At 50.6% G+C, this 21,627-nt stretch carries 13 protein-coding genes, 2 tRNA genes and 3 rRNA genes; 9 read left to right on the top strand and 9 right to left on the bottom strand.

Going from position 1 to position 21,627, the window contains the following annotated elements:
* Positions 1-127: 127 nt before the first annotated feature.
* The 7 genes from cutA (at position 128) to actP (ending at position 7,321) form a co-directional block, all read left to right on the top strand.
* Complete coding sequence (gene cutA, locus AC3ISQ_RS01215; RefSeq protein ID WP_489350185.1) at positions 128-451, top strand: divalent cation tolerance protein CutA; 324 nt, start codon at positions 128-130, stop codon at positions 449-451.
* Positions 427-2,136, top strand: a complete 1,710-nt coding sequence (locus AC3ISQ_RS01210; RefSeq protein ID WP_489350184.1) for a protein-disulfide reductase DsbD — start codon at positions 427-429, stop codon at positions 2,134-2,136. Before cutA ends, AC3ISQ_RS01210 begins: the two co-directional genes overlap by 25 nt.
* A gap of 44 nt (positions 2,137-2,180) precedes the next feature.
* Positions 2,181-2,756: a division control transcriptional repressor DicD gene (dicD, locus tag AC3ISQ_RS01205; protein ID WP_489350183.1), complete on the top strand. Its 576-nt coding sequence runs from the start codon at positions 2,181-2,183 to the stop codon at positions 2,754-2,756.
* A 159-nt stretch (positions 2,757-2,915) separates the two neighbouring features.
* Positions 2,916-2,991, top strand: a tRNA-Phe gene (locus tag AC3ISQ_RS01200).
* Between the two features lie 324 nt (positions 2,992-3,315).
* Positions 3,316-5,274, top strand: coding sequence for an acetate--CoA ligase (gene acs / locus AC3ISQ_RS01195; protein WP_489350182.1), 1,959 nt, complete (start codon positions 3,316-3,318; stop codon positions 5,272-5,274).
* A gap of 86 nt (positions 5,275-5,360) precedes the next feature.
* Positions 5,361-5,672, top strand: a complete 312-nt coding sequence (locus AC3ISQ_RS01190; protein ID WP_489350181.1) for a DUF485 domain-containing protein — start codon at positions 5,361-5,363, stop codon at positions 5,670-5,672.
* The gene (gene actP / locus AC3ISQ_RS01185; protein WP_489350180.1) at positions 5,669-7,321 is read left to right on the top strand and encodes a cation/acetate symporter ActP; all 1,653 of its coding nucleotides are present in this window, start codon (positions 5,669-5,671) and stop codon (positions 7,319-7,321) included. Before AC3ISQ_RS01190 ends, actP begins: the two co-directional genes overlap by 4 nt.
* Positions 7,322-7,442: 121 nt before the next feature.
* On the opposite strand, the gene rrf is transcribed toward actP, so the two are convergent.
* From rrf to pepQ, 8 genes are all read right to left on the bottom strand, one after another.
* Positions 7,443-7,558 (bottom strand): 5S ribosomal RNA (gene rrf, locus AC3ISQ_RS01180).
* Positions 7,559-7,663: 105 nt separating this feature from the next.
* A 23S ribosomal RNA gene (locus tag AC3ISQ_RS01175) occupies positions 7,664-10,573 on the bottom strand.
* Between the two features lie 245 nt (positions 10,574-10,818).
* Positions 10,819-10,894, bottom strand: a tRNA-Glu gene (locus AC3ISQ_RS01170).
* 142 nt (positions 10,895-11,036) lie between these two features.
* Positions 11,037-12,578 (bottom strand): 16S ribosomal RNA (locus AC3ISQ_RS01165).
* Together the 16S, 23S and 5S rRNA genes with 1 tRNA gene alongside form the textbook arrangement of a ribosomal RNA operon.
* 391 nt (positions 12,579-12,969) lie before the next feature.
* Complete coding sequence (hemG, locus tag AC3ISQ_RS01160) at positions 12,970-13,503, bottom strand: menaquinone-dependent protoporphyrinogen IX dehydrogenase (protein ID WP_489350179.1); 534 nt, start codon at positions 13,501-13,503, stop codon at positions 12,970-12,972.
* Between the two features lie 20 nt (positions 13,504-13,523).
* On the bottom strand, positions 13,524-14,975 hold the full coding sequence (gene trkH, locus AC3ISQ_RS01155; protein ID WP_489350178.1) for a Trk system potassium transporter TrkH: 1,452 nt from the start codon (positions 14,973-14,975) through the stop codon (positions 13,524-13,526).
* Positions 14,976-14,996: 21 nt separating this feature from the next.
* The gene (locus AC3ISQ_RS01150) at positions 14,997-15,626 is read right to left on the bottom strand and encodes an IMPACT family protein (protein ID WP_489350177.1); all 630 of its coding nucleotides are present in this window, start codon (positions 15,624-15,626) and stop codon (positions 14,997-14,999) included.
* Positions 15,626-16,957, bottom strand: a complete 1,332-nt coding sequence (gene pepQ / locus AC3ISQ_RS01145; RefSeq protein ID WP_489350176.1) for a Xaa-Pro dipeptidase — start codon at positions 16,955-16,957, stop codon at positions 15,626-15,628. Before pepQ ends, AC3ISQ_RS01150 begins: the two co-directional genes overlap by 1 nt.
* 318 nt (positions 16,958-17,275) lie before the next feature.
* Here pepQ and fadB point away from each other — a divergent pair, with 318 nt between their 5' ends.
* Positions 17,276-19,462 carry a fatty acid oxidation complex subunit alpha FadB gene (gene fadB, locus AC3ISQ_RS01140; protein WP_489350175.1) on the top strand — a complete coding sequence of 729 codons (2,187 nt, stop codon included), beginning with the start codon at positions 17,276-17,278 and terminating at the stop codon, positions 19,460-19,462.
* Between the two features lie 2 nt (positions 19,463-19,464).
* Positions 19,465-20,628, top strand: coding sequence for an acetyl-CoA C-acyltransferase FadA (gene fadA, locus AC3ISQ_RS01135; RefSeq protein WP_489350174.1), 1,164 nt, complete (start codon positions 19,465-19,467; stop codon positions 20,626-20,628).
* Positions 20,629-20,780: 152 nt separating this feature from the next.
* Here fadA and fre read toward each other — a convergent pair whose 3' ends face one another.
* Positions 20,781-21,482, bottom strand: coding sequence for an NAD(P)H-flavin reductase (gene fre / locus AC3ISQ_RS01130; RefSeq protein WP_489350173.1), 702 nt, complete (start codon positions 21,480-21,482; stop codon positions 20,781-20,783).
* Between the last annotated feature and the right edge of the window lie 145 nt (positions 21,483-21,627).

Genomic DNA, 21,627 nt, shown 5'->3' with positions numbered 1-21,627 from the left:
TCGACCAACCGGGGCTCACCAGCCCCGGTTTTCTCCCCACATTCCCCCATTGGTTATAAACTCACCTTCTAGACCTGCTTGCTTCAAGGTATAGTGCCCACAATGAATTTAACTGAGAGGGCTAAAGATGTCTGAATGCGAAGCTGTAGTCATTCTTTGTACCGCTCCCGATGAAGCCACAGCGCAAGAGCTGGCGGCTAATGTGTTGGGAGAAAAATTGGCGGCCTGCGCTACCTTGTTGCCCGGTGCAACCTCTCTCTATTACTGGGAAGGGAAACTGGAACAGGAATATGAAGTACAGATGCTGCTCAAAAGCGATCGTCAGCATCAACAAGCCCTTCTCACCTACTTGAAACAACATCACCCTTATCAAACGCCTGAACTTCTGGTGTTACCGGTGATGGCTGGAGATAAAGATTACTTGTCATGGATCAACGCCTCATTAAACTGATATTCCTGCTTTGCAGCCTGTTTTTCCTGCCATCCGTGGCACAGGCTTCCTTGTTCGGCCAAAACGGTGGCAACCAGTTTGTCCCTGTCGATCAAGCTTTTGCTTTTGATTTTCAGCAAAAAGACCACCAGTTGACGCTGAATTGGCAAATCCGTCCCGGCTATTACCTGTATCGCCAGCAGATAAAATTGGTGCCACAGCAGGCCACGCTGGGGCAGTTCACGCTACCCAATGGATTAAGTCATAAAGACGAGTTTTTTGGCGAAGTTGAGATTTATAAGCAGCAGTTGAATCTGCAAATTCCGCTGCAGCAAGCGGTGGCTAACGCCAGCATCAGTGTCACTTATCAAGGCTGTGCCGAAGCTGGGTTCTGCTATCCACCGGAAACCCGCGTGATCCCATTGGATACTGTAGCCGCTGCACCTATCGCAACCACGCCACCCACACCAGAAACACCAATACCGACCAATCTACCGTTCTCACCGCTGTGGGCGTTGTTGATTGGTATTGGAATCGCATTCACCCCTTGTGTACTGCCGATGTATCCGCTGATTTCCGGCATTATTCTAGGTCGTGAACGCCCGCACAGCAGTGGACGTATTCTGGTGTTGGCATTGGTTTATGTACAAGGCATGGCGCTGACTTACACTCTGCTGGGCATGGTCGTTGCCGCTGCCGGATTACAATTCCAAGCAGCGTTGCAGCATCCTTACGTATTGATTGGGTTGTCGATCTTATTTGCGTTGCTGGCACTATCGATGTTCGGCTTGTATTCGCTGCAGCTACCTTCCTCGCTGCAAACACGTCTGGCGAGTTGGAGTAACACCCAGCAAGGTGGCTCGTTGATTGGCGTGTTTGTCATGGGTGCGTTGGCTGGCTTAATCTGCTCTCCTTGCACGACTGCCCCGCTCAGCGCCATTTTGTTATACATCGCTCAAAGCGGCAATATGTGGGCAGGCGGTGGTACTTTGTATCTTTATGCATTAGGTATGGGGTTGCCCTTGGTGCTCGTCACCCTATTTGGTAACCGTCTGTTGCCACGCAGCGGGCCATGGATGCAGTATGTCAAAGAGGCCTTTGGCTTTGTCATTCTGGCGCTACCCGTATTCTTACTGGAGCGTGTGATTGGTGATGTTTGGGGACTGCGCTTGTGGAGCGTCCTTGGTTTCGCGTTCTTCGGCTGGGCATTTGCTCTAAGCCTGAAAAACACCCACGGCTGGGCTCGAGCGCTACAACTCTTATTGTTGGCGGCGGCAGTGATCGTCGCTCGACCGTTGCAAGACTGGGCATTCGGTTCCCATACGCAACAACAGGTAAATCAGGCACATTTGAACTTTACCCCGATCCACAACGTCGCACAGCTCGAACAAGCATTACAGCAGGCTAAAGGGAAACCGGTTATGCTGGATCTCTACGCCGATTGGTGTGTAGCCTGTAAAGAGTTCGAAAAGTACACCTTCAGCGATGCCAAGGTTCAGGCGCAATTGGCCAACGCAGTGCTGTTACAGGCCGACGTGACAGCCAATAACGCCGAACAGGTCGCTTTGCTGAAACACTTGCAGGTGTTGGGTCTGCCGACCATTTTGTTCTTTAATGACTCAGGGCAAGAACTTACCACCAACCGCGTGACCGGTTTTATGGATGCGGCAGCTTTCAGCGCACATTTGCAGAAAACAGTGCCATAAACGACACTAAAATTTAATTGAGTGATTTTTGGGAGGGAGCACAAGTGCAACGTGAACATGTTCTTGATACCGCACTGGAACTGTTAGAAAAACAGGGACTGGCGACCACCACATTGGAAATGTTGGCAGAAAAACTCGGCGTCCAACCCAGCGATTTCAAACCGTTTTGGCCCGATCGCGAAGCGCTGTTATATGACTGCCTGCGCCATCATGGGCAACAGATCGATACTTGGCGACATCAGGTGCGCCTGGACGAAACGCTCACGCCACAGCAAAAACTGTTGGCTCGCTATGATGTGTTGGCGGAATACGTGGAAAATGGTCGCTATCCTGGTTGTTTGTTTATCGCCGCTTGCAGCTTCTTCCCTGAAACCGACCATCCCATTCATCAGTTAGCCGAACGCCAAAAAAACGATTGGTTAGATAATACCCGTGAGTTGCTACGCGAAATGGATGCCGATGATGCCGAGATGGTCGCCCAGCAAATGGAGCTAGTACTGGAAGGTTGTTTAAGCAAACTACTGATAAAACGACAGCTACAGGACGTCTCTATCGCCAAACGTCTGGCAGAAGATATTTTGCAGGTAGCTCAGTGCCGTAAGCATGGTGCATTAAGCTGAAGCCAAAAGCGTTTAGGGTAATGTCACCGTTGGATATTGGGTTAGCGGTTGCAAATTTCGTCCCTTTGCCTGAAAAGCCAGCAGTTGAACCTGTTTTTACCCTTTTCTGTCATAAAGCCGTTGACGCTACCCAGCCAATACGGTTTAATGCTGCGCGTTGCCCGGATAGCTCAGTCGGTAGAGCAGGGGATTGAAAATCCCCGTGTCCTTGGTTCGATTCCGAGTCCGGGCACCACTCATTTAAAGAACCCGCTTATGGCGGGTTTTTACTTTTCTAAGCCAGTAAAACCTATCGATTCCGCACCACATTAACCCGCCAGATACTAAAATGCACCAACACTAAAGCACTGTAGCGCCATTCAAGAATTCTCAGATAAACTTGCCACTTGCAGAAAATTCATCGTCAACCAGACAGATGTCTCATCCAATTACGACAGTAACTATTACAAATCAATATCTTCGTTGCGTGATCTGCCGCGCAAAAAAGAAACAAAGAATCATAGCAAACTACAATTAACCTTCGGTTGACATACTATTAACAACTTCAAGGAGAAAAGCTATGAGCCAACTACATAAACACGCTATTCCTTCTGCAATTGCAGAGCATGCCCTGATTAATCCAGAACAATATCAACAATACTATCAGCAGTCTGTGCAAGATCCAGAAGCTTTCTGGGGCGAGCAAGGCAAGATCGTAGATTGGATCAAGCCCTATACCAAAGTGAAGAATACTTCATTCGATCCGGGACATATCAGTATTAAGTGGTTCGAAGATGGTACCTTAAACCTGGCCGCCAACTGCTTAGATCGTCATTTGGATGAACGCGGCAATCAAACTGCCATTATCTGGGAAGGTGATGACCCTACCCAATCAAAACATGTCACCTATAAACAGCTACATCATGATGTCTGCCAGTTTGCCAATGTATTGAAAAAACTCGGCGTGAAAAAAGGCGATGTGGTGGCCATTTATATGCCGATGGTACCGGAGGCTGCCGTTGCTATGCTGGCCTGTGCGCGCGTAGGTGCCGTACATTCAGTCATTTTCGGCGGTTTTTCCCCTGAGGCTGTGGCAGGGCGTATCATCGATTCCAACTCCAAACTGGTGATCACTGCCGACGAAGGTATTCGCGCAGGCCGTGCCGTACCGCTGAAAAAGAACGTCGACGATGCGTTGAAAAATCCAGGCGTGAAAAGCGTCACCAACGTAGTAGTGTTCCAACGTACCGGTAACACCAGTTCTTGGCAGGAAGGTCGCGATCTGTGGTGGCATGAACTCACCAAAGGCGTTTCCACCGACTGTCCACCAGAAGAAATGAATGCCGAAGATCCGCTGTTTATCTTGTATACCTCTGGGTCTACCGGTAAGCCCAAAGGTGTATTACACAGCACCGGCGGCTATCTGGTGTATGCCGCAATGACGTTCAAATACGTTTTCGATTATCACGATGGCGATATCTATTGGTGTACCGCCGATGTCGGTTGGGTAACAGGCCATAGCTACCTGCTGTACGGCCCTCTGGCTTGCGGTGCGACTACATTAATGTTCGAAGGGGTACCTAACTATCCCGGCGTTAATCGATTATCTCAGGTTGTTGATAAGCATAAGGTTAATATTCTGTATACCGCCCCGACTGCCATCCGCGCTCTGATGGCTGAAGGCGATAAAGCGATCGAAGGAACTAAACGCGACTCGCTACGTATCATGGGTTCCGTGGGTGAACCCATCAACCCAGAAGCCTGGGAGTGGTATTACAACAAGATTGGTAACGGTAAGTGCCCAATCGTCGATACTTGGTGGCAGACTGAAACTGGTGGTTTCATGATCACCCCGCTACCGGGTGCAACAGAGCTGAAAGCCGGTTCCGCAACCCGTCCATTCTTCGGTGTACAACCTGCATTGGTCGATAACCTGGGTAATCCACAGGAAGGCGCTTGTGAAGGTAACCTGGTGATTACCGATTCTTGGCCGGGTCAGGCACGTACACTGTTTGGCGATCACGATCGCTTCGAGCAAACCTACTTCTCTACTTTCAAAGGGATGTACTTCAGTGGTGATGGTGCACGCCGCGACGAAGACGGTTATTACTGGATCACTGGTCGCGTCGACGACGTACTGAACGTTTCCGGTCACCGCTTGGGTACTGCTGAGATCGAATCCGCGCTAGTCGCACATCCGAAAATCGCCGAAGCCGCAGTAGTTGGTATCCCGCATAACATCAAGGGTCAGGCGATTTACGCCTATGTCACACTCAACCATGGTGAAGAACCTACCCCTGAGCTTTATACCGAAGTGCGTAACTGGGTACGTAAAGAAATCGGCCCGATCGCCACACCGGATGTGCTGCATTGGACTGATTCCCTACCTAAAACCCGCTCAGGCAAAATCATGCGACGCATCCTACGCAAAATTGCTGCCGGTGATACTAGTAACTTGGGGGATACCTCAACGCTGGCCGATCCAGCGGTAGTCGACAAGCTGTTGGAAGAAAAACAATCAATGAAAGTCCCGTCGTAATTTGCGCCGCCTATCACCGCTCATCGGACTATTTTCGATGGGCGGTTTACGCGCGGTGATTATCAATACCTACTGGAGAGACTCTGATGAATGACACTATTTATCAAGGGATTGAGGAAAACCCGCGCTTTCAGGAGCTGGTGCGCAAACGTGGCCGCTTCGCGTGGCTGCTTTCACTGATAACACTGGCGCTCTATGTTAGTTTTATCTTGTTAATCGCTTTCGATCCGCAATGGCTCGGCACACCAATCGCCGCAGGATCAACCATTACCCGCGGGATTCCAGTGGGTGTCGGCTTGATCGTCATTTCATTCGTTTTTACTGGGATCTATGTGTTCCGCGCCAACGGCGAATTTGATCGTCTAACCGCCGAAGTGCTGCGTGAGGTGAAACAATGAAGCGCTTATCTTCAGCTATTATGTTGTCCACTTTACCCGGTCTGGCTTACGCCGACGCTATCGGTGGTGCGGTACAACGTCAGCCGTTGAATGTCCAAGCTATTGTCATGTTTCTGCTATTCGTTGGTGCGACGCTCTATATAACCTATTGGGCTTCCAAGCGTACCCGCTCACGTCAAGACTACTATACCGCTGGCGGACGCATAACTGGTTTCCAAAACGGCTTAGCTATAGCTGGTGATTATATGTCAGCCGCTTCGTTCCTCGGTATTTCTGCACTGGTGTATACCTCTGGTTATGATGGATTAATTTACTCCATCGGTTTTTTGATTGGTTGGCCGCTCATTCTATTCTTGATTGCCGAACGCTTACGGAATCTCGGCAAATATACCTTTGCTGATGTGGCCTCTTACCGCTTAAAACAAAAACCTATCCGCATGCTTTCCGCCTGTGGCTCTCTGGTGGTAGTCGCACTCTATTTGATCGCTCAAATGGTCGGTGCAGGTAAGCTGATCCAGTTACTGTTCGGATTGAATTACCATGTGGCAGTCATTCTAGTTGGCATTTTAATGGTGTTGTATGTGTTGTTTGGCGGGATGTTGGCGACGACTTGGGTACAAATCATCAAAGCAGTACTGTTATTGGCTGGTGCCAGCTTTATGGCGTTGATGGTGATGAAATCGGTCAATTTTGATTTCAACAGCCTATTTGCCGAAGCGGTAAAGGTGCATTCCAAAGGCATCGCGATTATGAGCCCTGGAGGGTTAGTTTCTGATCCGATCTCGGCATTATCGCTTGGTTTAGCTCTGATGTTTGGTACTGCGGGTTTACCGCATATTCTGATGCGTTTCTTTACCGTCAGCGACGCCAAAGAAGCTCGTAAAAGCGTGTTCTATGCCACCGGATTTATCGGTTACTTTTATATCTTAACCTTTATCATCGGATTCGGTGCAATCTTGTTGGTTAGCGCCAACCCAGCCTTCAAAGATGCCACTGGTGCGTTACTCGGCGGCAACAATATGGCGGCAATTCATCTGTCTAATGCAGTTGGTGGTAACTTCTTCCTTGGTTTCATTTCCGCCGTTGCCTTTGCCACTATTTTAGCTGTGGTTGCCGGCTTGACTCTGGCAGGTGCTTCCGCTGTATCCCACGATCTCTATGCCAGCGTGATTAAGAATGGCAAAGCAACCGAACGTGAAGAGCTGAAAGTCTCCAAAATTACTGTGGTATTCTTGGGGATTGTAGCGATCACATTGGGTATTTTGTTTGAGAAACAGAACATTGCGTTTATGGTCGGTTTGGCTTTCTCTATTGCCGCTAGTTGTAATTTCCCGATACTCATTCTTTCCATGTATTGGGCACGCTTAACTACCCGTGGTGCAATGATTGGCGGCTGGTTAGGGTTATTAACTGCAGTGATCCTGATGATTCTCGGTCCAACGATCTGGGTGCAGATCCTTGGTCACGAGAAGGCTATCTATCCGTATGAATATCCAGCATTATTCTCAATGATTGTAGCCTTTATTGGCACCTGGTTCTTCTCTGTGACTGATAGTTCATTGGCCGGGCAGCAAGAACGCGAACGCTTTCGTGCCCAGTTTGTTCGTTCACAAACTGGGCTAGGAATCTCTCAAAGTAGTTCTCACTAATCAATACAAACATGATCAAAAGGCTCTCCGGAGCCTTTTGTTTTTTAATGGGATAAATCTACCATTTTCCTCCAAAGCAAAAAGCCCCATGCTTTCGCATGAGGCTTTCAACCAATTTGATGCCTGGCAGTGTCCTACTCTCGCATGGGGAGACCCCACACTACCATCGGCGCTACGGCGTTTCACTTCTGAGTTCGGCATGGGGTCAGGTGGGACCACCGCGCTATCGCCGCCAGGCAAATTCTGTTTCATTCTTGGCCGTTACTCTCGTAACCACCAGAACCAATCTGTAAACTCGCTGAAAATTAAAATACAATCTCACCAAAACACCTTCGGTGTTGTAAGGTTAAGCCTCACGGTTCATTAGTACTGGTTAGCTCAATGCATCGCTGCACTTACACACCCAGCCTATCAACGTCTTAGTCTTAAACGTTCCTTTAGGTGACTCAAGGTCACAGGGAAGACTCATCTCGAGGCAAGTTTCGCGCTTAGATGCTTTCAGCGCTTATCTCTTCCGCATTTAGCTACCGGGCAATGCCATTGGCATGACAACCCGAACACCAGTGATGCGTTCACTCCGGTCCTCTCGTACTAGGAGCAACCCCTCTCAATCTTCCAACGCCCACGGCAGATAGGGACCGAACTGTCTCACGACGTTCTAAACCCAGCTCGCGTACCACTTTAAATGGCGAACAGCCATACCCTTGGGACCTACTTCAGCCCCAGGATGTGATGAGCCGACATCGAGGTGCCAAACACCGCCGTCGATATGAACTCTTGGGCGGTATCAGCCTGTTATCCCCGGAGTACCTTTTATCCGTTGAGCGATGGCCCTTCCATTCAGAACCACCGGATCACTAAGACCTACTTTCGTACCTGCTCGAGCCGTCACTCTCGCAGTCAAGCTAGCTTATGCCTTTGCACTAACCTCACGATGTCCGACCGTGATTAGCTAACCTTCGTGCTCCTCCGTTACTCTTTGGGAGGAGACCGCCCCAGTCAAACTACCCACCAGACACTGTCCTCAATCCAGATTATGGACCAGAGTTAGAACATCAAACATTAAAGGGTGGTATTTCAAGGTTGGCTCCACGCAGACTGGCGTCCACGCTTCAAAGCCTCCCACCTATCCTACACATCAAGGCTCAATGTTCAGTGTCAAGCTATAGTAAAGGTTCACGGGGTCTTTCCGTCTTGCCGCGGGTACACTGCATCTTCACAGCGAGTTCAATTTCACTGAGTCTCGGGTGGAGACAGCCTGGCCATCATTACGCCATTCGTGCAGGTCGGAACTTACCCGACAAGGAATTTCGCTACCTTAGGACCGTTATAGTTACGGCCGCCGTTTACTGGGGCTTCGATCAAGAGCTTCGCGTTGCCGCTAACCCCATCAATTAACCTTCCAGCACCGGGCAGGCGTCACACCGTATACGTCCACTTTCGTGTTTGCACAGTGCTGTGTTTTTATTAAACAGTTGCAGCCAGCTGGTATCTGCGACTGGCTTCAGCTCCGAGAGCAAGTCTCTTCACCTAATGCCAGCGTGCCTTCTCCCGAAGTTACGGCACCATTTTGCCTAGTTCCTTCACCCGAGTTCTCTCAAGCGCCTGAGTATTCTCTACCTGACCACCTGTGTCGGTTTGGGGTACGATTTGATGTTACCTGGAGCTTAGAGGCTTTTCCTGGAAGCTTGGCATCAACTACTTCATCACCGTAGTGACTCGTCATCACGCCTCAGGGTTCGATAAGAGAACGGATTTACCAATTCTCTCCCCCTACACGCTTAAACCGGGACAACCGTCGCCCGGCTAGCCTAGCCTTCTCCGTCCCCCCTTCGCAGTAACACCGAGTACAGGAATATTAACCTGTTTCCCATCGACTACGCTTTTCAGCCTCGCCTTAGGGGTCGACTCACCCTGCCCCGATTAACGTTGGACAGGAACCCTTGGTCTTCCGGCGTGCGGGTTTTTCACCCGCATTATCGTTACTTATGTCAGCATTCGCACTTCTGATACCTCCAGCAGCCCTCACAGACTACCTTCTACGGCTTACAGAACGCTCCCCTACCCAACAACGCCTAAGCGTCGCTGCCGCAGCTTCGGTGCATGGTTTAGCCCCGTTACATCTTCCGCGCAGGCCGACTCGACCAGTGAGCTATTACGCTTTCTTTAAATGATGGCTGCTTCTAAGCCAACATCCTGGCTGTCTATGCCTTCCCACATCGTTTCCCACTTAACCATGACTTTGGGACCTTAGCTGGCGGTCTGGGTTGTTTCCCTCTTCACGACGGACGTTAGCACCCGCCGTGTGTCTCCCGTGATAACATTCTTCGGTATTCGGAGTTTGCATCGGTTTGGTAAGCCGGGATGGCCCCCTAGCCGAAACAGTGCTCTACCCCCGAAGATGAGTTCACGAGGCGCTACCTAAATAGCTTTCGGGGAGAACCAGCTATCTCCCGGTTTGATTGGCCTTTCACCCCCAGCCACAAGTCATCCGCTAATTTTTCAACATTAGTCGGTTCGGTCCTCCAGTTAGTGTTACCCAACCTTCAACCTGCCCATGGCTAGATCACCGGGTTTCGGGTCTATACCTTGCAACTAGACGCCCAGTTAAGACTCGGTTTCCCTACGGCTCCCCTATTCGGTTAACCTTGCTACAAAATATAAGTCGCTGACCCATTATACAAAAGGTACGCAGTCACCCCCATAAAGAAGGCTCCCACTGCTTGTACGTACACGGTTTCAGGTTCTATTTCACTCCCCTCGCCGGGGTTCTTTTCGCCTTTCCCTCACGGTACTGGTTCACTATCGGTCAGTCAGGAGTATTTAGCCTTGGAGGATGGTCCCCCCATATTCAGACAGGATGTCACGTGTCCCGCCCTACTCATCGAACTCACAACTCATGCCTCTTCGTGTACGGGACTATCACCCTTTACTGTGCGACTTTCCAGACGCTTCCACTGAGACACAAACTGATTCAGGTTCTGGGCTCTTCCCCGTTCGCTCGCCGCTACTGGGGGAATCTCGGTTGATTTCTTTTCCTCGGGGTACTTAGATGTTTCAGTTCCCCCGGTTCGCCTCATACGACTATGTATTCATCGTATGATAGTGCAACGTATTGCACTGGGTTTCCCCATTCGGGTATCGTCGGTTATTGCGGTTCATATCACCTTACCGACGCTTATCGCAGATTAGCACGCCCTTCATCGCCTCTGACTGCCTAGGCATCCACCGTGTACGCTTAGTCACTTAACCTCACAACCCGAAGGTGTCTTCTGTAAACAGAGAACACATCGTGCTGTAAACATTTGAGAGACTCTATGACGGGTTAGTCCTTACCCCAGTACTGCTACGGAGGGATAAGTTTCAGCCGTCATGTTTCAATTTTCAGCTTGTTCCAGATTGTTAAAGAGCAAATATCTCAAACATGACTCCTGTGTATTTCAACAGAATCAGTTTTGAGATACTGAATGATAATGACTTTCACGCATTATCGGAAATGGCGTCCCCAAGGGGATTCGAACCCCTGTTACAGCCGTGAAAGGGCAGTGTCCTAGGCCTCTAGACGATGGGGACACGAAAATCCGATTAATCAAAACTGCTTAATCGGTTCGTATCAGCATGAGTCACAGACTCAGTACATCAACAGGTGCGCATTTGCTCGTTACTTTTCTATCAGACAATCTGTGTGGACACTGCACAGTCAAACATCTTTAGGTAAGGAGGTGATCCAACCGCAGGTTCCCCTACGGTTACCTTGTTACGACTTCACCCCAGTCATGAATCACAAAGTGGTAAGCGCCCTCCCGAAGGTTAAGCTACCTACTTCTTTTGCAACCCACTCCCATGGTGTGACGGGCGGTGTGTACAAGGCCCGGGAACGTATTCACCGTAGCATTCTGATCTACGATTACTAGCGATTCCGACTTCATGGAGTCGAGTTGCAGACTCCAATCCGGACTACGACGTACTTTATGAGGTCCGCTTACTCTCGCAAGTTCGCTTCTCTTTGTATACGCCATTGTAGCACGTGTGTAGCCCTACTCGTAAGGGCCATGATGACTTGACGTCATCCCCACCTTCCTCCAGTTTATCACTGGCAGTCTCCTTTGAGTTCCCGGCCGAACCGCTGGCAACAAAGGATAAGGGTTGCGCTCGTTGCGGGACTTAACCCAACATTTCACAACACGAGCTGACGACAGCCATGCAGCACCTGTCTCACAGTTTCCGAAGACACAGCTCTATCTCTAAAGCCTTCTGTGGATGTCAAGAGTAGGTAAGGTTCTTCGCGTTGCATCGAATTAAACCACATGCTCCACCGCTTGTGCGGGCCCCCGTCAATTCATTTGAGTTTTAACCTTGCGGCCGTACTCCCCAGGCGGTCGATTTAACGCGTTAGCTCCGGAAGCCACGCCTCAAGGGCACAACCTCCAAATCGACATCGTTTACAGCGTGGACTACCAGGGTATCTAATCCTGTTTGCTCCCCACGCTTTCGCACCTGAGCGTCAGTCTTTGTCCAGGGGGCCGCCTTCGCCACCGGTATTCCTCCAGATCTCTACGCATTTCACCGCTACACCTGGAATTCTACCCCCCTCTACAAGACTCTAGCTTGCCAGTTTCAAATGCAGTTCCCACGTTAAGCGCGGGGATTTCACATCTGACTTAACAAACCGCCTGCGTGCGCTTTACGCCCAGTAATTCCGATTAACGCTTGCACCCTCCGTATTACCGCGGCTGCTGGCACGGAGTTAGCCGGTGCTTCTTCTGCGAGTAACGTCAATGCTGAATGCTATTAACATCCAACCCTTCCTCCTCGCTGAAAGTGCTTTACAACCCTAAGGCCTTCTTCACACACGCGGCATGGCTGCATCAGGCTTGCGCCCATTGTGCAATATTCCCCACTGCTGCCTCCCGTAGGAGTCTGGACCGTGTCTCAGTTCCAGTGTGGCTGGTCATCCTCTCAGACCAGCTAGGGATCGTCGCCTAGGTGAGCCATTACCTCACCTACTAGCTAATCCCATCTGGGCACATCCGATGGTGTGAGGCCCTAAGGTCCCCCACTTTGGTCCGTAGACGTTATGCGGTATTAGCTACCGTTTCCAGTAGTTATCCCCCTCCATCGGGCAGTTTCCCAGACATTACTCACCCGTCCGCCGCTCGTCACCCGAAGAGCAAGCTCTTCTGTGCTACCGCTCGACTTGCATGTGTTAGGCCTGCCGCCAGCGTTCAATCTGAGCCATGATCAAACTCTTCAATTAAAAGCTTGATTTGCTTCAACTCGTGAAGCGATGCTCAAAGGTTACTGTATGAATTTTACTTCATGTGTCACTCTTCAAGACTTGATATTTTGTTGATGCTCGAAAGCATCTGGATATCATCTTGTGAGTGCCCACACAGATTGTCTGATAAATTGTTAAAGAGCAGTGCCGAGCAAAGTCATCGGCGCGGGCTGCGAATACTACGCTTTTCACCCGTAGAGTCAAGCATTTGTTTCGCTGGACTCTCACTTACCGAGCGGCTTGGAAGCCGTTGTTCCCGGTCAGTGGAGGCGCATTATAGGGAGTTCTCCGAAGGCCGCAACCCTTAATTGCAAAAAAGTTTTCAACCGTAGTTTTTTTCAACAAACTGCTGCGCAACTCAGCGTTTTCGTTACTTTTCATCCGCAATATGGCGGAAATCCTGGGCAAAACGCGTTACTTGCTGCCAATCGGTGTATTCAACTTCTTTACTGGTATCCGTTTCCCCGCCAGTCATTTTCATAATAAAGCGGATCATGATGCGATCGAACCAGCGATAACGGGGATAACGCAGCGCACCAGCAAACACTTCACACTGTTTGGGCTGCCAAGGTGAAGAAAGAAGAAATTTACGCGTATAGGCATTAGTTTGCGGTGAACGTTTTTCTGGCTTACGGGCAGTCAGGTTGACAGCAAAGAAAGCACTCGGCATCTGATTCAACTGCTGTGCATGACGTTTAACAAATTTGTCCAACGTCGGATGGAAATGACCATAGCGTACCGAAGCTCCGATCAGTACTTGCTGATATTGGCTGAGATCCACATCATCAGCTCGCAGTAGATTGATCACATCGCAGTCCAGCGAATCCTGCAACTTACTTGCAATATAAGAAGCAATGGAATGCGTTTGCCCGTCACGGCTTGAAAATAGAATCAGTGCCTTCATGGCATTACTCCTTTATAGATTCACTCGCGCCAGAAGGTTGGCGTAAAGAGTACAAGCAGCGTAAAGACCTCCAAACGCCCGAACAACATATCCAGTATCAAGATCCATTTGGCTGCCGGTGGCATAGTGGTGAAGTTATCGGCTACAACACCCAACCCAGGCCCGAGGTTATTCAACGTCGCAGTCACAGAGGCAAAGGCCGAGAAATCATCTACACCGGTGGCGATGATCGCCAACATGCTGACGATGAACACCAAGGCATAAGCCGAAAAGAAGCCCCAGACTGCCTCAAGAATACGTTCTGGCAGAGCACGATTACCGAGTTTGATAGTGTAGACCGCGTTCGGGTGTACCAATCTTTTCAGTTCCCGTGAGCCTTGTAAGTACAACAAAAGAATACGGATAACCTTCAACCCACCACCCGTTGAACCAGCGCAACCACCAATAAAAGCGGAGCACAGCAGCAACATGGGCAGGAACAGCGGCCATTTGGAGAAACTATCGGTGGTGAATCCCGCAGTAGTCGCCATGGACACTACTTGGAAAAATGCCTGGTTAATAGTTTCCATGCCTGTCTGGTAAACGCCGTGATACCAAAGAATGATGGTACATACCGCCACCAAACCGAACTGCACGGAAATGAACATGCGAAATTCCAGATCACGCCAATACACCTTCAAGCTGCGCCCACTCAATAACGCAAAGTGCAAACCAAAGTTACAGGCGGAGATCAACAGGAACACGCCAATAATCGTGTTGATGGTTGGACTGGCGTAATAACCTACGCTGGCATCATGGGTGGAGAAACCACCGATGGCAATAGTAGCAAAACTGTGACCAATCGCGTCGAAGACCGTCATGCCTGCGCCCCATAAGGACAACGCACAAGCAATCGTCAGCAAGACATAAATCAACCACAACGTTTTAGCTGTTTCCGCAATACGCGGGCGCATTTTGTTGTCTTTCAACGGCCCCGGCATTTCTGCTCGATAAAGCTGCATGCCACCGACACCGAGGATTGGTAGTATTGCTACTGCCAATACGATGATCCCCATACCGCCCATCCATTGCAGCATTTGCCGGTAAAATAGAATCGCTTTGGGTAAGGAATCCAATCCGACCAGCGTCGTCGCTCCAGTAGTGGTCAAGCCAGAAAAGGATTCAAAGAACGCATCGGTGAGTGACAGGTTAGGACGCTCGGCGAACAGGAATGGCAAGGCACCCACGCTACCCAAAACCGTCCAGAACAACACTACGATCAAAAACCCTTCGCGCGGTTTCAGCTCATGCTTTTGTTTACGGTTCGGCCACCACAGAATCAGGCCGATCGCCAGCGCGACGAAGAAGGTTTCACTGAATGCCCGACCTGCCCCATCGCGGTAAATCAATGCCACCAGACCAGGAATGAACATCGTCCCGGAGAACAAGATGACCAGCAGACCAACGATACGGGTTATAGCGCGAAAATGCATTTCAGCACGATCCTTAACAATTCAATTTTTTGGGGTTATTGCGAAACAGGGGGTTAAATGCAAATTACCGCGACTCAGATCGCGTAATTTATTGCCGAAGACTTCCATACCGCTTACTGGCAACGCTAGATGCAACGTGACAGCAGCGCCATATTCCCCATGTACGATCCGCCCTTCCATTTGTTGCAACAAACTTTCTATCCATGCCAACTGCGCATAGTCGCACTGCAAAGTATATTCGACCTGTGGGATCTTGTAGCTCACAGCCAACTGTTTTAACGCTTGCTGCACGCCACTGCCGTAGGCTTTGACCAAGCCACCGGTACCCAACTTGATGCCGCCGTAGTAGCGAACCACTACGGCGGTAATTTCTCCGATCCCACTGCCCATCAATTGAGCGAGGATAGGTTTTCCTGCGGTGCCGGAAGGTTCACCATCATCAGAAAAACCTAACTGCTGCGAATCATCTGGTGCCCCGGCAACGAACGCCCAGCAATGGTGACGCGCAGCCGGGTGTTCATCACGCACCTGTTGGATGAAGGCTTTCGCCGCATCAACTCCATCGGTGGGTGCCAACAGAGTGATAAAACGACTTTTCTTTATCTCTTCACTAATGCTGATCGCCGCCGATGGGACCGGATAAGGTTGCATCAAGCCAGTTTCAGGTCACGCGTCATGTTTTCTACACGTTTTTCATGAATGATAATGTTGTCTTCAATGCGAATACCGCCATAGGGCTTCAGCGCTTCGAGACGATTCCAGTCGAAGTGTTTACTCAACTCGCCACTGCGCCACGGTGCCAGCAGGGATTCAATAAAGTACAGTCCCGGCTCGATGGTCAGCACCATACCCGGTTGTAATACGCGGGTACAACGCAGGAATGGATATTTGGCCGGAGCCGCCAGATGTGTACCTTGTTCGTCTTGCATAAAACCAGCCGAGTCATGAACTTGCAAACCCAGTGGATGCCCCAACCCATGTGGCAAGAACGGACCAGTCAGCCCTTGCTCAACCATCGCTTCTTCACTGATGCCATTTACCAGTTTGTATTTAGCCAGCAACTTAGCGATACGTTGGTGCATCTGTACATGATAATCGGTATAACGCACGCCAGTTTTGATGGTTTCAATCAGCGCCAGTTGCTCATCGTTGAGGTCTTTTACCAAATGTGCAAAATCGTTATCGCTCTGCGCCGCGTAAGTCCGCGTCAAATCTGCTGCATAGCCGTTATATTCCGCGCCAGCGTCGAGCAAGAAACTACGCACTTGTGCCGGAGGTTGCTTACCTAACGTGGTGTAATGAAGCACCGATGCGTGCTCGTTCAGCGCCACGATGTTGCCATAAGGCACATCGGTATCACTGTGGCCGGTGGCGGTCAGATAGGCCTGGTTGATATCAAACTCGCTCATTCCAGACAAGAAAGCCTCGTGCGCCGCACGATGACCCACTACCGCGATTTTCTGCGCTTCACGCAGACAAGTCAGTTCATAACCCGTCTTGATCGAACGATGGAAATCGAAGTAATTCAGCACCGCCTGCGGATTGATATTATCAGCAGTGATGCCAAGCTCTAGCGCACGCTGTGGCGTATAACCTATATAGGCAACACGCTCACGTTGAGCGGGTAACTGCTGTGCGATATCGCCAGCGTTGGCCAGTGGCATCAGATCGACAGCCTTAGTCCAGAAGCTATCAGGCAATGGCTCAACGCTGTGCCAGTAATCCACTGGGGAATAAAACCACAGCTTCGGTTTGTTAACGCCATCCACCCACAACCAACTGTTAGGCACGGTCGTGACCGGCACCCACGCCTTGAAATTAACATTCACTTTGAACGGATAATATTGATCATCTTGGAAGATACGTTGCAACTCTCCAGAATGAATCAGTAAAGCATCCAGTTTATTGCGCTGTAAAACTTCACGCGCCCGTTGTTGCAGTGTTGCCAAGTGGTCGTTATACAAAGAAGCCAGCGTTTCCATCACAGTATCCTTTTGCCCTTAGAACGGAATGCGCCATCTTAACACACTGAATCATGGCTCCAACCCAGCCAATTCCGGCTTGCGGCGCAGCTCGCAAACTGCTGTAAATTAAAGCTATGATGACAAAACTTCCTTGTAGAAGAAAAAGTTACCACTCCCTCGTATAGAGCAACGTTAATCGGTATCAAACCATTACCTCATTTCCTTGTGATCCATGCAGCATAAATTCAATATTTAATTTGCAAATTTTTAACATAAAAACCACACTCCTCATCATCTGGTCGTACCAGATCCGACGCGCTGATTCAGGAGATAGACATGCTCTACCAAGGCGAAACCTTACAATTACAATGGCTCGAAGATGGCATCGCCGAGCTGGTGTTCAATGCCCCAGGCTCCATTAACAAGCTGGATACCAACACCGTTGCCAGTCTGGGTGAAGCTCTGACGGTGTTAGAAAAACAAACCTCTCTGCAAGGGTTACTGCTGCGCTCCAGCAAAGCGGCATTTATTGTTGGTGCCGATATTACCGAATTCCTGTCGCTGTTCGCCGCTCCGGCGGAGCAATTACACCAATGGTTAGGCTTCGCCAACTCCATCTTTAATCGGCTGGAAGATTTGCCAGTACCGACCATTTCCGCCATTAACGGCTATGCGCTGGGCGGCGGTTGTGAATGCATTTTGGCAACCGATTTCCGTATCGCTTCGCCAGACGCGCGTATCGGTTTACCGGAAACCAAACTGGGCATCATGCCGGGCTTTGGGGGCTCAGTTCGTCTACCACGCTTACTGGGTAACGACAGCGCTTTGGAGATTATTGCTGCCGGTAAAGACATCGGTGCGCAAGAGGCTTTGAAAGTCGGTTTGGTCGATGCCGTTGTAGCGCCAGAAAAACTGGTATCCGCGGCGTTGAAGATCTTGAAACAGGCAATCGGGGGTCAACTCGATTGGCGCGCCTACCGTCAGCCGAAGCTAGAGCCGCTGAAGCTCAGTCCAATTGAAGCCACCATGAGTTTCACCACCGCCAAAGGCATGGTGATGCAAACGGCGGGTAAACATTACCCTGCGCCGATGACCGCGGTAAAAACCATCGAAGCCGCCGCCAAATTGGGTCGCGACGAAGCATTGAAATTGGAAACGGCCAGCTTTGTACCATTGGCTCGCTCTAAAGAAGCACGCGCGTTGGTGGGCATTTTCCTTAACGATCAGTTTGTAAAAAGCCAAGCTAAAAAACTGGCGAAGAACGTTGAAGCACCAAAGCAGGCCGCCGTATTGGGCGCTGGCATTATGGGTGGTGGCATCGCTTACCAATCAGCGCTGAAAGGCGTGCCCGTGATCATGAAGGATATCAACGACAAATCGCTGACGCTCGGCATGACCGAAGCCGCCAAGTTGCTGAATAAGCAGTTAGAACGCGGCAAATTGGATGGCATGAAAATGGCCGGCATCCTTGCCACCATCCAACCGACACTGGATTACGCAGGTATCGAACGCGCTCAGGTGATTGTTGAAGCCGTGGTCGAGAACCCAAAAATCAAAGCTGCCGTGCTGTCTGAGGTGGAAAACTTGATCGGTGAAAACACCGTATTGGCGTCTAACACTTCAACCATTCCGATCAATCACTTGGCGAAGTCATTGAAGCGCCCTGAGAACTTCTGCGGTATGCACTTCTTCAACCCGGTGCATCGTATGCCGTTGGTGGAAATCATCCGTGGTGAGAAAACCAGCGACAGCACCATCGCGGCGGTCGTTGCCTACGCCTCACGCATGGGTAAAACACCCATTGTGGTCAACGACTGCCCAGGATTCTTCGTTAACCGCGTACTGTTCCCGTACTTTGCTGGTTTCAGTATGTTGCTGCGCGATGGTGCCGATTTCCGTCAAATCGACAAAGTGATGGAGAAACAGTTCGGCTGGCCGATGGGCCCAGCTTATTTGCTCGACGTGGTCGGGATTGATACCGCGCATCACGCCCACGCGGTGATGGCGACAGGCTTCCCGGATCGCATGAGCAAAGACTATCGCGATGCCATTGACGTGATGTTCGATAACCAGCGTTTCGGTCAGAAAAACGGCTTTGGTTTCTATCGCTACAGCCAAGACAACAAAGGTAAACCGCGTAAAGACAACGACGAGCAAACCGATGCGCTGCTGGCTTCAGTCAGTCAGCCACGCCAAACCATCAGCGACGAAGAGATCATCGCGCGCATGATGATCCCGATGATCAACGAAGTAGTGCGTTGCTTGGAAGAAAGCATCATCGCCAGCCCAGCAGAAGCAGATATGGCGCTGGTCTACGGCATCGGTTTCCCTCCGTTCCACGGTGGCGCATTCCGCTATCTGGATACCATGGGCAGCACGCACTACGTCGAGCTGGCACAGCGTTATGCTCACCTAGGTACACTGTATCAAGTCCCTGCGGGCTTACGCGCTAAAGCCGAGCATAATGAAAGCTACTATCCGGCGGCAGCGCCACTGTCTACTGCTACTGGCACGAGGTCATAAAGATGGAAAACGTCGTTATTGTTGATGCCGTTCGTACACCAATGGGTCGTTCAAAAGGTGGAGCTTTCCGTCAGGTACGCGCCGAAGAACTTTCCGCTCATTTGATGCGTGCCGTATTGAGCCGTAACCCGGCGCTGAACGCCGCCGAGATCGATGATATTTATTGGGGCTGTGTACAACAAACGCTAGAGCAGGGTTTCAACATCGCCCGTAACGCTTCGTTGTTGGCAGAGATCCCCCATTCAGTGCCTGCCGTCACGGTCAATCGTCTGTGCGGTTCGTCTATGCAGGCGATACATGATGCGGCCCGCGCCATTATGGTCGGCGATGCGCAAATTAGCTTGATCGGCGGTGTGGAGCATATGGGGCATGTACCGATGAGCCACGGTGTCGATTTCCATCCAGGATTGAGTCGTAATGTCGCCAAAGCGGCTGGCATGATGGGACTCACCGCCGAGATGCTAAGTAAAATGCACAACATCAGCCGTCAGATGCAGGATGAGTTCTCCACCCGTTCGCACCAACGCGCTCATGCTGCAACGTTGGCCGGGCATTTCAATGCGGAAATCATCCCAACCACTGGCCATGATGCCGACGGCGTATTAACCCGCTTCGATTACGATGAAGTGATCCGCCCAGAAACCACGGTAGAAAGCCTTTCAGCATTGCGCCCGGCATTTGATCCGGTCAACGGTACAGTCACTGCCGGGAGCTCTTCGGCATTGTCCGACGGCGCTTCTGCCATGCTGTTGATGAGCGAGTCTCGCGCCAAAGCGCTTGGCCTAAAAGCCCGTGCCCGCATTCGTTCCATGGCCGTAGTGGGTTGCGATCCTTCCATCATGGGTTATGGCCCCGTTCCAGCCAGCAAGTTGGCACTGAAACGTGCAGGTCTGAGTGTACAAGACATCGATCTGTTCGAAATGAACGAAGCCTTTGCCGCACAAGTTCTGCCCTGTATCAAAGAGCTGGGTCTGCTGGATAGCATTGATGACAAAATTAACCTGAACGGCGGCGCTATCGCCCTCGGTCACCCACTGGGTTGTTCCGGTTCGCGCATCTCGACCACGCTACTTAATCTGATGGAACGCCGCGACGCCCAGTTTGGCCTAGCAACCATGTGTATCGGTTTAGGTCAGGGGATCGCGACAGTATTTGAACGCGTTTAGCTGTGTCTATTGGGATTGCCCTGAGTGAGCGGGGCATCTTACGAGTTTAGTTGCCGTTCTTCCCGCCTGTCAGGGGCGGGTTTTTTATTTTCAACTTTCCGCAAAACAAAACGGGGCAGCCTTAGCCACCCCGCGTCAGTGAGTCGTCGTTATCAAATAAACGAGAACGCATCACCATACATATGCGCTTCTTTTGCTCCGCGCTCGGCACAGAAACGTTCACGGGCAATCTTCGCCATTTCGAAACGACCAGCAATATAAATATCATGCTCCGCCAGCGTACCGAAATCTTGCAACACCGCGCTCAGCACCGTGCCACTGCGCCCACGCCAATCTTCTTCCGGCTGCTCAACAACAGGGATCACTTTCAAGTTTGGATGCGTCACCGTCAAGGCTTCAAGTTCACCCAAATCATAGAGGTGCTTCAGTTCACGGCCACCCCAGTAGATGGAAATATCACGATCTGGCTGTTGCTCTAACGCCGTCAGCAAGATTGAACGCGCATAGGAGAAGCCAGTGCCGCCAGCGATCAACACCAATGGACGGCTTCCTTCTTCGCGCAACCAAGCGTCACCATGCGGAATATCAACGCTGATCGCCTGCTCTTTCAGGATACGATCCATCACTGCCATCGCGTACAGGTTCAATTCCGATGCGCCGATATGCAGCTCGATATAATCGCTCTGCGCCGGAGTTGAGGCCATTGAGAACGGGCGTTTATCACGCTCATCCATCACTACCATCAGATATTGTCCTGCCTTGAATGCAAACGGTGCTTCTGGCACCAAACGTACCCGATAGACGGTATCGGTAATGGCCTCTACCGAGGTCACTTTACAGCTCAATATTGTCATGCGTTCCCTCTGTCGGGTCATCAATGCAAAACTGAGAACAGAGCCTACCCATCATACTTGAAGCTGCATCTTTGTTGGCTTTCCTCACTCACCCCAGTCACTTACTAGAGTAAGCTCCAGGGGACTCGCTGCGTCGCCGCCTCGA

The organism is Serratia sp. KH_031 (assembly GCF_057839655.1).
The sequence above is the reverse complement of the archived record's forward strand: the minus strand, read 5'-3'. Positions and strand labels throughout refer to the sequence as shown.

What these genes read in the sequence shown, in the direction of transcription:
- trkH (WP_489350178.1), bottom strand. Translation starts at nt 14,975, where the DNA reads ATGCATTTTCGCGCTATAACCCGTATCGTTGGTCTGCTGGTCATCTTG.
- hemG (WP_489350179.1), bottom strand. Translation starts at nt 13,503, where the DNA reads ATGAAGGCACTGATTCTATTTTCAAGCCGTGACGGGCAAACGCATTCC.
- cutA (WP_489350185.1), top strand. Translation starts at nt 128, where the DNA reads ATGTCTGAATGCGAAGCTGTAGTCATTCTTTGTACCGCTCCCGATGAA.
- fre (WP_489350173.1), bottom strand. Translation starts at nt 21,482, where the DNA reads ATGACAATATTGAGCTGTAAAGTGACCTCGGTAGAGGCCATTACCGAT.
- fadA (WP_489350174.1), top strand. Translation starts at nt 19,465, where the DNA reads ATGGAAAACGTCGTTATTGTTGATGCCGTTCGTACACCAATGGGTCGT.
- actP (WP_489350180.1), top strand. Translation starts at nt 5,669, where the DNA reads ATGAAGCGCTTATCTTCAGCTATTATGTTGTCCACTTTACCCGGTCTG.
- pepQ (WP_489350176.1), bottom strand. Translation starts at nt 16,957, where the DNA reads ATGGAAACGCTGGCTTCTTTGTATAACGACCACTTGGCAACACTGCAA.
- AC3ISQ_RS01190 (WP_489350181.1), top strand. Translation starts at nt 5,361, where the DNA reads ATGAATGACACTATTTATCAAGGGATTGAGGAAAACCCGCGCTTTCAG.
- acs (WP_489350182.1), top strand. Translation starts at nt 3,316, where the DNA reads ATGAGCCAACTACATAAACACGCTATTCCTTCTGCAATTGCAGAGCAT.
- fadB (WP_489350175.1), top strand. Translation starts at nt 17,276, where the DNA reads ATGCTCTACCAAGGCGAAACCTTACAATTACAATGGCTCGAAGATGGC.
- AC3ISQ_RS01210 (WP_489350184.1), top strand. Translation starts at nt 427, where the DNA reads ATGGATCAACGCCTCATTAAACTGATATTCCTGCTTTGCAGCCTGTTT.
- AC3ISQ_RS01150 (WP_489350177.1), bottom strand. Translation starts at nt 15,626, where the DNA reads ATGCAACCTTATCCGGTCCCATCGGCGGCGATCAGCATTAGTGAAGAG.